This window comes from Aliibacillus thermotolerans (genome assembly GCF_027853235.1).
GTDB classification, from domain to species: Bacteria; Bacillota; Bacilli; order Bacillales; family Marinococcaceae; genus Aliibacillus; species Aliibacillus thermotolerans.
Window position 1 is genome coordinate 52,845 of record NZ_WKJG01000072.1, and the last position, 14,698, is coordinate 67,542.

At 42.1% G+C, this 14,698-nt stretch carries 12 protein-coding genes; all 12 read right to left on the reverse strand.

Annotated elements, in window-relative coordinates:
• Positions 1-22 precede the first annotated feature (22 nt).
• The 12 genes from truB to GJS40_RS11350 all read right to left on the reverse strand — a co-directional run bounded on the left by truB (position 23) and on the right by GJS40_RS11350 (position 14,687).
• Positions 23-937 (reverse strand): tRNA pseudouridine(55) synthase TruB, encoded by a 915-nt coding sequence (gene truB / locus GJS40_RS11295; protein ID WP_270897960.1) that lies wholly within the window; start codon positions 935-937, stop codon positions 23-25.
• A 105-nt stretch (positions 938-1,042) separates the two neighbouring features.
• Positions 1,043-1,393, reverse strand: coding sequence for a 30S ribosome-binding factor RbfA (rbfA, locus tag GJS40_RS11300; protein WP_270897961.1), 351 nt, complete (start codon positions 1,391-1,393; stop codon positions 1,043-1,045).
• Positions 1,394-1,405: 12 nt separating this feature from the next.
• Positions 1,406-1,687, reverse strand: coding sequence for a DUF503 domain-containing protein (locus GJS40_RS11305; RefSeq protein WP_270897962.1), 282 nt, complete (start codon positions 1,685-1,687; stop codon positions 1,406-1,408).
• Positions 1,684-3,711, reverse strand: a complete 2,028-nt coding sequence (gene infB, locus GJS40_RS11310; protein ID WP_270897963.1) for a translation initiation factor IF-2 — start codon at positions 3,709-3,711, stop codon at positions 1,684-1,686. Before infB ends, GJS40_RS11305 begins: the two co-directional genes overlap by 4 nt.
• A gap of 17 nt (positions 3,712-3,728) precedes the next feature.
• On the reverse strand, positions 3,729-4,031 hold the full coding sequence (locus GJS40_RS11315) for a YlxQ family RNA-binding protein (protein WP_270897964.1): 303 nt from the start codon (positions 4,029-4,031) through the stop codon (positions 3,729-3,731).
• Positions 4,024-4,296, reverse strand: coding sequence for an RNase P modulator RnpM (gene rnpM / locus GJS40_RS11320; protein WP_270897965.1), 273 nt, complete (start codon positions 4,294-4,296; stop codon positions 4,024-4,026). Before rnpM ends, GJS40_RS11315 begins: the two co-directional genes overlap by 8 nt.
• A gap of 21 nt (positions 4,297-4,317) precedes the next feature.
• On the reverse strand, positions 4,318-5,427 hold the full coding sequence (nusA, locus tag GJS40_RS11325; protein ID WP_270897966.1) for a transcription termination factor NusA: 1,110 nt from the start codon (positions 5,425-5,427) through the stop codon (positions 4,318-4,320).
• 35 nt (positions 5,428-5,462) lie between these two features.
• Positions 5,463-5,933, reverse strand: a complete 471-nt coding sequence (gene rimP / locus GJS40_RS11330) for a ribosome maturation factor RimP (RefSeq protein ID WP_270897967.1) — start codon at positions 5,931-5,933, stop codon at positions 5,463-5,465.
• Between the two features lie 226 nt (positions 5,934-6,159).
• Positions 6,160-10,455, reverse strand: a complete 4,296-nt coding sequence (locus GJS40_RS11335; RefSeq protein ID WP_270897968.1) for a PolC-type DNA polymerase III — start codon at positions 10,453-10,455, stop codon at positions 6,160-6,162.
• Positions 10,456-10,513: 58 nt separating this feature from the next.
• The gene (locus tag GJS40_RS11340; protein WP_270897969.1) at positions 10,514-12,229 is read right to left on the reverse strand and encodes a proline--tRNA ligase; all 1,716 of its coding nucleotides are present in this window, start codon (positions 12,227-12,229) and stop codon (positions 10,514-10,516) included.
• A 33-nt stretch (positions 12,230-12,262) separates the two neighbouring features.
• Positions 12,263-13,525: an RIP metalloprotease RseP gene (gene rseP / locus GJS40_RS11345; RefSeq protein WP_270897970.1), complete on the reverse strand. Its 1,263-nt coding sequence runs from the start codon at positions 13,523-13,525 to the stop codon at positions 12,263-12,265.
• A 13-nt stretch (positions 13,526-13,538) separates the two neighbouring features.
• Positions 13,539-14,687 carry a 1-deoxy-D-xylulose-5-phosphate reductoisomerase gene (locus tag GJS40_RS11350; RefSeq protein ID WP_270897971.1) on the reverse strand — a complete coding sequence of 383 codons (1,149 nt, stop codon included), beginning with the start codon at positions 14,685-14,687 and terminating at the stop codon, positions 13,539-13,541.
• Between the last annotated feature and the right edge of the window lie 11 nt (positions 14,688-14,698).

Below are 14,698 nucleotides of genomic sequence, written 5' to 3' on the forward strand. Positions count from 1 at the left end.
GCCAATCTCATCTTTACATTTTTTATCCTTCCTCTGGGACGATTAACATCGTTTTTGGTTTTATGTACCCATCTTTTCTTGGATGTTGCTCATAAACAGCAAGGGCCTTCCCGTCATAAACAAACAAAAAACAAGAAGGAAGTGATTCCCAAGCCGGCAGTACTTGGCCGTGTCGAATTTTATTTAATAATTCATCATCTGCTTCAATATGCGGTAAATGAGGCAAAGCCGCTTTCAGAGGTCGAATTGATTCATGCAATATTCCATTTTTTTTCATTTCTTCGAGTTCAGTAAAAGTAAGACATTCATCTATCGTAAAAGAAGCTGATTTTATGCGGGTTAAATCGGACATATGGGCCGGATATCCCAGTTTGCGTCCTATATCGGTAGATAATGTGCGAATATATGTCCCTTTACTACATGTCACCGTAAAACGAAAAGAAAACGTGTTCTCAGTGAAACGAATCGTCTCTTCATGGAGAGAGATGTCATAAATATAAATCTCTTTTTTCGGACGTTCTACCTCCACTCCTAGCCGTGCATATTCGTACAATTTCCTCCCCTTCACTTTCATTGCCGAATATTTTGGCGGAGTTTGCGTTTGTTTTCCGAGAAACGAATGTAAAACGCGCCGAATATCATCTCGGGGGAAGGGAGCTGTTACTTGTTTACGATGAACAACCTCTCCATCTTTATCTTCTGTTGTGGTAGATATGCCAAGGGTGACTTCGCCTTCATACGTTTTCGGTGCTTCGGTTAAATAGGAAGCAATTTTCGTTCCTCTTCCAATACAAATCGGTAAAACCCCGTCTACTTCCGGATCTAATGTTCCTGTATGACCTACTTTTTTCGTTTGAAAAAGACGGCGAATTTTCATCACACAATCGTGAGAAGTCATTCCTTTTGGCTTATATAGTGGGAGAACACCATGATGCATATGTAACCACCTTTTTCTCATATCACGTAAAAAGCTGTCTTGAAACAGGATGTTTCAAGGTAGCCACACCTCTTCCTGTTTCAGTGACAGCTCCATCGGAGATTTCTATGACTCGTTTTCATTGATTTCTTTTAATAGTTTTTCAATGCGATAACCGTAGTCAATCGATTCATCAAAATGAAACTCTAATTCGGGAACTTTTCGAATGGTCATTCGTTTCCCAATTTCACTTCGGATAAAGCCCTTGGCCTTATTTAGTGCTTGTAATGTTTCTTCTTGTTCCTTTTTTTCACCTAATACTGTAATAAACACTTTCGCTTGTTGGAGGTCGCCAGTTACCTCCACATCCGTAATTGTCAGAAATTCTATTCGTGGATCTTTCAGTTCGCGACGAACGATGTCTGCGAGTTCTTGTTTCATTTGTTCACCAACACGTTCTTTTCGTACATTACTCATCGCGGGTCCCCCTTATAGCCATTCATACTCGGTAGTCATTCGCTCCATTTCGGCCGTACGATCAATGAGGGCAAGGGCTTTTTGAAGTTCTTTTTCTGCAATAATTCGATTGTTATTAATCGTGACGATAGAAATGGTCGTCCTTTGCCAAAGCTCTTGATAATCGACTTCAGCAACCGCTACGTTTAGTGTTTGTTTTAATCTAGTCATTATACTTTTTATGACAGAGCGTTTTTCTTTTAAGGAATGAGTGTTGTACAAGTAACATTCACAATGAACGACACCAATGATCATACTCGTTTTCGTTCCTCCATGACGTAGGCTTCGATAATATCCCCTTCTTTAATGTCGTTATAATTCTCTAACGTCACACCACATTCATACCCTGCTTGGACTTCTCTTACGTCATCTTTAAAACGTTTTAACGCCTTAATTTCTCCTTCATGGACAACAACACCATCACGAATCAAACGAACGGAAGCGTCTCTTGTAATTTTTCCTTCCAAAACATAACTACCGGCAATTGTTCCGATTCGGGATACTTTAAACAATTGTCGCACTTCCAGTTGACCGATGACTTTTTCTTCGTATTCCGGATCAAGCATTCCTTTCATCGCTGCTTCTATTTCTTCTAATGCATCGTAAATGACGCGATATAAGCGAATATCCACTTTTTCCGCTTCTGCGGTTCTTTTCGCATTGGCATCTGGTCGGACGTTGAATCCTACAATGAGCGCATTGGAAGCGGAAGCTAAAATAACATCGGACTCAGTAATCGCACCAGCACCCGCATGGATAATATTAATTTTGACTCCTTCTACATCAATTTTTTCAAGAGAGCCTCGCATCGCTTCCACTGAACCTTGCACGTCTGCTTTTACGATGACGTTGATCTCTTTGACATCCCCTTCTTGAATTTGACTAAATAAGTCGTCAATGTTCACTTTGGCAGTTTGGCTGCGCTCTTCTTCCCGGGCGCGTTCTTTTCTTTTTTCTCCAATTTGACGCGCTTTCTTTTCATCTTCAAAAACGATAAAGGCATCGCCTGCTTGTGGGACGTCATTTAAGCCAGTAATCTCCACCGGTGTCGATGGTCCTGCTTCTTTCACTCTTTTTCCCATATCATTGACCATTGCACGAATTTTACCGTACGTATTTCCGACAACAATCGGATCTCCGACATGCAACGTTCCTTCTTGCACGAGAAGTGTTGCAACGGGACCACGGCCTTTATCAAGTTCCGCTTCTACTACTGTTCCTCGCGCCCGTTTATTCGGATTTGCTTTCCATTCTTCAATTTCAGCAACGAGAAGTATCATTTCTAATAGATCGTCGATTCCGTCGCCTTTTAACGCTGAGACATTCACGAAGATCGTGTCACCGCCCCAATCTTCCGGCACAAGTCCGAATTCCATTAGCTCTTGTTTGACACGATCCGGATTGGCTGTTTCTTTATCCATTTTGTTCACAGCAACAATAATTGGTACTTCCGCCGCTTTCGCATGGTTAATCGCTTCTTTCGTTTGTGGCATCACACCGTCGTCCGCTGCAACGACAAGAACTGTAATATCCGTCACTTGTGCCCCGCGAGCACGCATCGTCGTAAAAGCAGCGTGTCCTGGAGTATCAAGAAACGTTATTTTTTTTCCATTGGCTTCCACTTGATAAGCCCCGATATGTTGCGTAATACCACCGGCTTCTTTGGCCGTTACTTTCGTGTGACGAATGGAGTCTAACAGGGTTGTTTTTCCATGATCGACATGCCCCATAATCGTTACGACCGGCGGGCGAGCTTCTAAATCATTTGGATCATCTTCTTCTGTTTGTAATTCAAAGTCTAATTCATCAATGACGACTTCTTCCTCTACTTCTACCCCATAATCTTCTGCAATTAACTCAATCGTCTCTTTTTCTAAGTCTTCATTTTTTGTCGCCATGACACCGAGAAACATTAATTTTTTAATGATTTCTGAAGCGTCTTTATTCAACTTTTCGGCTAGTTCTCCTACGGTGAGACTTCCGGAATACGTGATTTTCTCAGGTGTTTCCGTGTTGCTTTCATTTTTTGAATGATGATCTCGTCTTCCTTTGCTTCCTTTATGTTTCTTTCCTTTTGCTTTTTTATTTTTTTGATTGGTCATTTTTTCCTCTTTCTTTGTTTGTTTATTTCCTTTTCCTTCTAACTTTTGAATCGCTTCTTCATCGATGACGGACATATGATTTGAAACGTTCACGCCGATCTCTTTTAATTGTTGCACCACTTCTTTACTAGATTTATCAATTGATTTGGCATATTCGTACACTCTCATTTTTTTCATAACATTCCCTCCACTTTCTACTGATCTAGCATCGTTATCAGCCTTTCTGCGAAGCCTTTGTCCGTAATTCCAAGGACAACCCGGCTTTTTTTCCCAATTGCCAAACCGAGCTTTTCCCGTTCTCCTACTACACGGCAAGGGACTTGATAATAGCTAGATTTATCACAAATCTTTTTCATCGTATTTTTGGAAGCATCATTTGCGACAAGTACTAAATGAACTGTCTGATTGCGAATATGTTTAAGTACCAATTCTTCTCCAGTTTTCACTTTACCTGCTTTTGCAGCTAACCCGAGGAAAGAATAGAGTGACTTATCCATGGATAACTTCCTTCGCTTCTTCCCAAAGACGATCGTAATCTTCGGGGGTTAGTTTCACTTTTAAATGACGAGAAAGCGCATCTTCTTCTTTCGCCTGAAGAAAGCATTGTTTACTGTTGGTCAAATAGGCCCCGCGCCCGTTTTTCTTGCCAGTGGGATCCACAAAGACCTTCCCTTCCGGACTTCGAACCACTCGCAATAATTCTTTCTTTTCTTTGACTTCCCCAGTTACGACACACTTTCGCATCGGCTTTTTACGTTTCAACGCTTCTCTCCCCTTTATGATTTATTCATCTAGACTAGCTTCTTCGTTGACGCTTTCCTCGCTTTTCTCCATTTCGGCTTCATCCAACAAACCAAGTTCTTTCGCTTCTGTTTCGCTTTTAATATCAATTTTCCATCCCGTTAATTTCGCTGCCAATCGAGCATTTTGTCCCCGTTTTCCAATAGCAAGAGACAATTGATCATCAGGTACAATAACCTGGGTACTTTTGTCTTCTTCATTGACGATTACATCGATCACATCCGCTGGACTTAGCGCATTAGAGACATATTCCACCGGGTCTTCGGACCACTCGACAATGTCTATTTTTTCTCCTTTTAATTCTTCCACAATCGCTTGTACTCGCTGTCCTCGTTGTCCGACACATGCGCCGACCGGATCAACATCCGGGTCTTCTGCATACACAGAAATTTTAGAACGATCTCCCGCTTCTCTCGCTACCGATAAAATTTCCACAGTGCCATCATAAATTTCTGGGACTTCTAATTCAAACAGACGTTTTAACAAACCGGGGTGGCTTCTTGAGATAAGAATTTGTGGTCCCTTTGTCGTCTTTTCCACTTTCGTAATGTAAGCTTTAATACGATCATTATGTTTATACGTTTCATTTGGCATCTGTTCACTTTGAGGTAAAAGTGCCTCTACCTTTCCTAAATCGACATAAATGAAACGATGATCTTGTCTTTGTACAATCCCTGTCATTATGTCTTCTTCTCGATCAATAAATTCTGAATAAATGATACTTCTTTCTGCTTCTCGAACTCGTTGTGTGACAACTTGTTTTGCGGTTTGCGCTGCAATTCTCCCGAAGTTTTTTGGAGTCACTTCCAATTCCACTACATCATCCAACTCATAATTAGGATCCATTTGTTGCGCTTCTTCTAATGAAATTTCCAGGCGTGGATCAAATACTTCTTCCACTACTTCTTTTCGCGCAAACACGCGAATGGTTCCACTGTCACGGTCGATATCGACTCGAACATTTTGAGCTTGGTTAAAGTTCCTTTTATAAGCAGAAATTAACGCCGCTTCGATCGCTTCAATAATCACTTCTTTTTCTATTCCTTTATCCGTCTCCAATGCGGTTAACGCATCTAAAAAATCAGTATTCATTTCGTTCATTCCCCCATTTTCATCCGCCATATCACTTAAAATTGTATCGCTAACCTGGCTTTTGCCACTTTTTCATACGGTATTTCCACCGTTTTCGCTCGCCCTTTTACTTTCACTTCCACCGTTAAAATTGTTCCGTCAAAATCTTGCAATGTTCCTTCAAAAGCTTTTTCTCCATCTATCGGTTCATACGTCGTCACATACACGTATTTTCCAATCGAACGAGCGATATCTTTCGCCGTTTTTAAAGGTCGCTCTGCCCCAGGTGAGGAAACTTCTAAATAATAAGCACCTGGAATAGGATCGGATTCGTCTAACTTTGCGCTTAATGCTTCGCTTACTTTTTCACAATCAAGAATGTCCACTCCATTTTCTCCATCAATAAACACGCGAAGAAACCAATTTTTTCCTTCTTTTTTATATTCGACGTCCACTAATTCTAAATTCATCCGAGTTACAATCGGCTCTGCTAATTGTGCCGCGATATCCTTTATTCTTTGACTCATCGTCATCCCTCCTATTGCCATACCTGTTTTTATCGACCGTCACAATGTGTCATTTAACGTATGTTTCCTATATTGTTCCCAATAGTACACTTTTTCTATGAATTCATCACGAACAACAGAAAGAGTGGGTGTAGACCCACTCTTTTTCGACATACATATACGAACGAAGTATCCACGGAAAAGACTACCACACTATCTTCGTGATTGCAAGGAAGAAGAAAATGACCTAAAACAGAGAAAGTTGGTTCGAGTCCGGAAGACCGTCGAGACATCCGTGTCGTTCTAAATGTTCGATCACTGTTTTCGTAGCACGACTTCTTTCTTGTAAATCTTCCTTCGACAAAAACTCTCCCTCTTCCCGGGCTTTCACAATGTTTTTAGCTGCGTTCACTCCTACCCCATCTAAAGCGCTAAAGGGAGGAATTAATGTATCACCATCCACAATAAATTCCGTCGCCTGAGAGCGATAAAGATCCACTTTTTGAAATGAAAATCCTCGTTCACACATTTCCAATGCTAATTCAAGGACGACGACTAAATTTTTTTCTTTCGGCGAAGCTTCCATTCCTTTTGCATAAATCTCTTCAATTTTTGCTCGTATCGCTGAGGAACCTTTAATCATTGTATCGAGATCAAAATCATCCGCTCGCACTGTAAAATAAGAAGCATAAAACAAAATAGGGTAATACACTTTAAAATAAGCGATGCGCACTGCCATCAGGACGTATGCTGCCGCATGGGCTTTCGGGAACATATATTTGATCTTCAAACAAGATTCGATGTACCAATCAGGAACGTCATGCTTTTTCATCTCTTCAATCCATTCCGGCTCGAGCCCTCGACCTTTCCGAACGAATTCCATAATTTTAAACGCAAGGGAATGATCCAGTCCTTTATAAATTAAATAGACCATGATATCATCGCGACAACCGATGACATCTTTCAGTTCACATGTTCCGCTTTGAATCAATTCTTGCGCATTACCAAGCCAAACATCTGCCCCGTGAGAAAGCCCCGAAATTTGGACGAGTTCCGAAAACGTGCTCGGTTTTGTCTCCTCTAACATTTGGCGAACAAAACGAGTGCCGAACTCCGGAATGCCGTAAGTCCCGGTTTTACACATAATTTGCTCCGAGGTGACGCCAAGCACTTCCGGACCTTTAAAAATTTCCATTACTTTTTTGTCGTCCACTGGAATGGTGCTCGGATCGATTCCACTTAAATCTTGCAGCATACGAATGACAGTTGGATCATCATGACCAAGTATGTCTAATTTTAACAGATTATCATCAATGGAATGGAAATCAAAATGAGTCGTTTTCCATTCCGCTTCTTTATCATCGGCTGGATATTGAATCGGGCAAAAATCATGAATATCATATTCCTCCGGAACAACAATGATTCCACCAGGATGTTGTCCAGTCGTTCGCTTCGCGCCAGTACAACCAGCAACGAGACGATCCACTTCCGCACTTCGGAAATGAATATCATGATCGTTTTGATACCCTTTCACAAATCCATATGCAGTTTTTTCCGCCACTGTTCCGATCGTACCGGCACGATACACTTTTTCTTCTCCAAATAGCTCTTTCGTGTACTGATGAGCTTTTGGTTGATAGTCCCCAGAAAAATTTAAATCAATATCCGGTACTTTGTCTCCTTTAAACCCTAAAAACGTTTCAAAAGGAATGTCTTGTCCATCTTTCACATATGGGGTATTGCATTTCTCACAATGTTTATCCGGTAAGTCAAAACCAGAGCCAACCGATCCGTCATCAAAAAAGTAAGAATGTTGACAGTTTGGACAAACGTAATGAGGTGGAAGCGGATTGACTTCGGTAATTTCGGTCATTGTAGCAACAAAAGAAGACCCGACCGAACCTCGTGACCCTACTAAATAACCATCCATTAACGATTTTTTCACGAGCTTATGAGAGATGAGATAAATGACCGCAAAGCCGTGTCCGATAATGCTCTTTAGTTCTTTTTCCAATCGTTTTTCAACAATTTCCGGAAGCGGGTCGCCATAGATCGATTTGGCCCGTTCATAACTCATCTTCCGTATTTCTTCATCAGCTCCGTCAATATTTGGTGTGTATAACTCATCCGGCACCGGAGCCACTTCTTCAATCCGGTTGGCTAATGCCCTTGGTTCGTCAATAACGATTCGCTTTCGAATGGATTCGTCTAGAAAAGAAAAACTTTCTAACATTTCATTTGTCGTCTTCAAATGTACAGGCGGCTGGGTTTGACGGTTTAATGGATTTGCTCCGCCTTGAGATGCGATTAAAATTTTCCGGTAAATATGGTCTTCTGGTTCAATATAGTGGGCATTCCCCGTGGCCACAACGGGTTTATCTAATTCTTCTCCGAGCTGGATGATCTTTTGAATGATTTGTAAAATCGCATCTTCATCTCTCACTAATTCTTTTTCTACGAGATGGGCATAGTTTTCAGGAGGTTGGACTTCTAAATAGTCATAAAACTCCGCAGCCTTTTTTGCGTCATCCCATGTCTTTTGCATCATCGTTTCAAAAACTTCCCCTTGATCACAAGCGGAACCGACCAACAATCCTTCGCGATGCTCCACCAGTTTGGAGCGCGGAATACGAGGAGTGCGATAAAAGTATTCAATGTGAGAAAGTGAAACGAGTTTATATAAGTTTTTCAATCCCGTTTGATTCATCGCAAGCAACGTGCAATGGCTTGGTCGAATCCGATGAAAATCTCCTTTTCCCATATTATGATTTAACTCGTAGTGGCGATGTAGACCTTTTTCAGCGGCATCCGTAATCATTTTCCAAAGGAGATAACCAGTTGCTTCCGCATCGTAAATGGCCCGGTGATGGCTGACAAGTTCAATATCAAACGCCTTACATAACGTGTTTAAACGATGGTTTTTAAACTGTGGATATAAAAAGCGCCCCAATTCCAGCGTATCGATGACCGGATTTTTAGCGATTGGTAACTGTGCTCTTTTGTATCCTTCGTTTAAAAAGCCCATATCAAAGCTGGCGTTGTGAGCTGCCAAAATCGCATCCCCGGTAAAAGTTTGAAAATCTTTTAACACTTCTTCTACTTCCGGCGCATCTTGTACCATATCATCGGTAATACCAGTTAAATCAATAATCGTATCTGACAGTTTCTCATGTGGATTGACAAAAGATTCAAAACGATCAATGATTTCCCCGCCTTTTATTTTCACCGCAGCAATTTCAATAATTTTATCGTAAATGACGGAAAGGCCGGTCGTTTCCACGTCGAAAACGACATAAGTTGCATCGCGTAGTTCTCGCTTCGTTTCGTTATACGCAATAGGAACTCCATCATCAACAAGATAGGCTTCCATTCCGTATATCACTTTGATATTGTGCTTTTTCGCCGCTTTATATGCTTCTGGAAAAGCTTGCACGACACCGTGGTCGGTAATGGCGATTGCCTCGTGCCCCCACGCTGCTGCTTTTTCAACATATTCACTGGCAGATGCGGTGGCGTCCATTTGACTCATTGTCGTATGAGCATGGAGTTCTACTCGTTTTTCTTCCGCTTCATCTATGCGAACTTCTGGTTGGATTTCCTCGATGTCATTGGCAATCATCACTAAATCTCGTACAAACGTGTCGTTTTGTATCCCGCCCCGGCATCGCAGCCACATACCTTTTTTCACTCTTTCTAATTGCGGAATATCTTCTTTATCACGAGAAAACATTTTCACCATGATGGAATCGGTATAATCGGTGATTTTGAAAGTGAGTAACGTACGACCACTTCGTAGTTCTTTCGTTTCCGCATCAAACACGTATCCTTGAATCGTCACTCTCCGCTCTTCGTCTTGGATGTCTTTTAGCGGCACAGGATCTTCTTTGATAGGGTACCCGATGCGTAAAGTATTGTTCTCGTCGTTTTCTTTTTGTTTTTTCGCTTGTTTTTCTTTTTCCATCATGGCTTCAATCATTTTCGAACGGTCTTCTGCTAATTTTTTCTCTTCAAATTGCGCCATCGCTTCTTTGGAAGGAGCAACTTTTGTGCGCAGAGAGACGGTGGAAAAACCGAGTTTTGTCATTTCTTGTTGCAATTGCGGGAGGCAACGCTTTTCCATCGCCTGTGCTTCGGCTTCATTGCGACAAATAACAATAAGGGAATCATTCACTCTTTCCGGAGGATTTTTCAGCAAATAGTGACGAAGCGGTAAACTAACTTCGTTTAAGCGCTGAATCAATGTTTCCCAATAGAGAGGCACTTCATCGAGAGAAAGTGACCCATCCAAATAAGTAAGTGAAAACTCCACCTTGGCAATTTGTTGAAAAGCCGCCGGTAACCGCTCTTTTAAAGCTTGAAAGGCTTGAAAAGGTAACGGTTTTGGAAATTCAAAAGCAAAGTGCCAAACTTTTGACTGTTTCCAGATAGATAACTTCCGAATTTTCCCCTCTTTAAAATACTCCTGATGAACGGAGGAATCCAGACCAATTTGCTGCATCAAGAGAGCAAACCGCTCACGGCGAATATCTTCTTCCTTCTGCATACCGAAGCCTCCTCTTCCCAATCCATGAGAAAGACTGTTTCCAAGGAAACAGCCTGAACTATGAATCGATTTGTTCAAACAATGTGACAAGATAGGATGGTAAATCACCCACAGGAACTTCCTCTACTTGTCTTTGACGACGGGTTTTCACTTCAACGATACCGTCTTTTGCTTTTTTACCGACCGTGATACGAACAGGAAGACCAAACAAATCGGCATCATGAAACTTCACGCCGGCGCGTTCTTTCCGATCATCTAATAGCACGTCATAGCCGTGTTGTTGTAATTCTTGATATATCTGTTCACCTAATTGTGTTTGTTCATCATTTTTCGTGTTCAAAATGAGAAGGTGAATATCGAAAGGCGCTACTGCTGTTGGCCAAATAATACCATGTTCATCGTGATGTTGTTCGATAATAGCAGCAACGGTTCGGCTCACACCAATCCCGTAACAACCCATGACAAGCGGTTTTTCGCGGCCGTTTTCATCCAAGTAATGCGCGTTCATCGCTTCGCTATACTTGGTGCCTAATTTAAAGACGTGTCCTACTTCAATTCCTTTCGCAAAACGAATGTTCCCTTTGCCATCCGGAGAAGGATCTCCTTCTTGAATGAAGCGGTAGTCTCCATAAGCTTCCACCGGAAAGTCTCTCGTTGGATAGACGTGTTGATAATGAACATCATTCATGTTGGCACCACAGACGCCATCAGAAACAGTTTTGACCGCTTGGTCGACGAGAACTTTCACGTTCTCACTCACCCCGATAGGACCAATAAAGCCGGCAGAAGCACCCATGATTGCTTCAATTTCCTCTGGTTCTGCTAGGCGTACGGCGCTCACTTGACAAGCGTTTGCTACTTTGACGTCGTTTACTTCATGGTCGCCACGACAAACGACAAGAACCGGTTCGTCATCGGCAATAAATAGAACAGATTTCAATAATTGCTTCGGATCAATCGATAAATACGAAGTTAATTCATCGATTGTTTTCACACCTGGCGTATCAATCTTTTCCATTGCTTTTTGCGGTTCGGGCGCTTTTTCATACATGTCGACCACTTTCGCGATTTCAATGTTGGCTGCATAGTCGGAAGTATCAGAGTAAGCGATCGTATCTTCTCCGACGTCAGATAGCACCATAAATTCATGGGTGGCTCCCGTTCCACCAATCGCTCCCGCATCTGCTTGTACGGCCCGAAAGTTCAGACCGCAGCGCGTAAAAATTCGCTTGTATGCTTCATACATCTGCTGATAACTTTTATCTAACCCTCCTTCGTCTACATCGAAAGAATAGGCATCTTTCATCAAGAATTCCCGAGAACGAAAGACTCCAAAACGCGGGCGACGCTCATCCCGGTATTTTGTTTGAATTTGATAGAGATTCACCGGTAATTTTTTATAGCTATTTAATTCATCGCGAACGAGGCTCGTAATCACTTCTTCATGGGTCGGACCAAGGACAAAGTCACGGCCATGACGATCTTTTAGTCGCATCAGTTCCGGACCGTAATCGGAAAGTCGCCCGGACTCTTCCCATAATTCAGCAGGTTGCACCGCAGGCATGAGTAACTGTTGTGCCCCGGCGCGGTCCATTTCTTCTTTAATGATGTTCTCTACTTTTTTTAATACTTTTAACCCTAATGGTAGATAAGAATAGACTCCAGCAGCAGTTTGACGAATAAGTCCAGCCCGTAACATGAGCTGATGGCTCGCAATTTCTGCTCCTTGCGGGATGTCTCTTCTCGTTGGACTAAAAAATTGTGCTTGTCTCATTCCTTTAACCCTCTCTTATTTCAACTTTTTCATTTACATAAAAAATTTGTTGATATCATTCCACGTCACGACGAGCATGAGCAAAAACAAAAGCGCAAAACCGATAAAATGTACCATGCTTTCTTTTTCTGGATCCACCGGTTTCCCGCGAATCACTTCCGCAAAAATAAAGAGCAGTCGTCCACCATCCAATGCCGGTAAAGGCAATAAGTTGACAATTCCTAAGTTGATACTTAACATCGCTGCCCATTGAATAAGGACTGCCATTCCAAGCGCTGCCGCTTCTCCTGTGTAATTATAAATACCGACGGGTCCTGCTAAATAATCTAACGAAAATTCTCCTGTAATAATGAGCCCTAACACATCAAAAATGAGCATGCTAACACGATAAATTTCTTCTCCGGCATAAATAATGGCTTGGATCGGGGAATATTCGATATTACGGACAACCCCAATCATACCGATTTCAGACTCAGAGAACTCATCGTAGCGAGAAGTCGTTGTCACGGATAGCGATAACGACTCTTCGCCCCGCCGTATATCAAACGTCATGTCTTCATTCGGATGGGCGCGAATCGTCATCGTCATCTCTTCCCAATCGGAGACTCGCTCGCCGTTGATGGCAACAACTTCATCCCCTTCTTGTAAACCAGCCTCCGCCGCAGGACTGTTTTCCGTCAGTTCTCCAATGACCGCATTATCTTGCGGCACCCCATTCACCAAACCGAAACCGAGTAAAATAACAAAAGCCAATACAAAGTTCATTAACGGTCCGGCAAAAATAGCCATTGCTTTTTGCCACGGCTTTTTCGATTGGAATTGTCTATCTAAAGGGGCAATTTGTTCTCTTTTTTCATCGACGACGAGATCGCACTGCTCATCCACTTGATACGTGACAAGACCTTCTTCATCCTCGGTATATGCATCAATTTTTAATTGCTTTTCCAGATCGATTCTTTCCACGGAAACGATTTTTGCATCCGGATATTTCGATTTATTGTTGACGATAATTTCCCTTACTTTTCCATGCTCGTTAAATAATAGACCGATTTTGTAACCGGGTTTAATTTGAACAAGTTCCGGATCTTCTCCTGCCATACGAACGAAACCACCGAGCGGTAATAAACGGATCGTATATACCGTTTCATTTTTCTTTGTGGAAAACACTTTTGGTCCAAAACCTATCGCAAATTCTCGACAAAGAATACCTGCTTTTTTTGCAAAATACAAGTGGCCCCATTCATGCACAGCGACAAGGACGCCAAAAATGATAATAATCGCGATTAACGTATTCACAGTTTCCCCACCTTTACTCTATTCGAGATCGAACGAACGCCCGGGTTTCCTTGTCCACCTCGAGAATATGATCAAGGGATGGGTGAGAAATGACTTCGTGACGTTCTAGCGCTTTTTCGATATGTTCTTCAATGGACAAGAATTCGATGTTCCCTTCTAAGAAATGTTTCGTTGCTTCTTCGTTCGCCGCATTTAACACCGTTGGCATCGTTCCTCCGATGCGTCCTGCTTCATATGCAAATTGTAAACAGCGAAACCGTTCGACATCGGGTTTTTCAAAATGTAGTGTCCCTATTTCCCATAAGTTTAACGCTTTTTCTTGGTTGAATTCAAGCCTTTCCGGATAAGACATCGCATAGGCAATTGGCAACTTCATATTAGGCGTGCCCAGTTGAGCAATGACGCTTTTATCACAATATTCTACGAGGGAGTGAATAATGCTTTCTTTATGAATAACGACATCTATCTTGTCAAAAGGTATATCAAACAACCAATGGGCTTCGATCACTTCTAAACCTTTATTCATCATGGTTGCTGAATCAATCGTAATCTTTGCTCCCATGTTCCAATTCGGGTGATTTAATGCTTCGCTCACCGTCACACCGACTAACTCTTCCCGGGTGCGATCACGAAAACTCCCCCCGGAAGCGGTTAAAATTAAACGCTCGATATCTTCTTTCCGATTTCCTTGTAACGATTGAAAAATAGCCGAATGTTCACTATCTACCGGAAGCAATTGCACGTTATATTCTTTTGCCATCGACGTGACGATATGCCCGGCTGTCACAAGCGTTTCTTTATTGGCAATCCCAATATCTTTTCCTTCCTTGATCGCTTCAAGGGTTGGAATCAAACCGAGACTGCCAACGACGGCATTCATTAAAAATGTAGCATCCTTATGTACAGCGACTTCACAAAGACCTTCCGCGCCAAAATAGACTTGCACACGATCTCCAAATAGTTGTTGAATAGTGGACACATCTTCTTCGTTCGCCACCGAAACGATTTGAGGTTGAAATTCTTTCACTTGTTCAATGAGTAAATCAATATTTCTACCTGCAGCCATTGCTACGAGCCGAAAACGATCGGGATGTTCGCGAATGACCTCTAACGTTTGAACTCCGATCGAACCAGTGGAGCCAATTAAAGCTATGTTTTTCATTCATATACTCC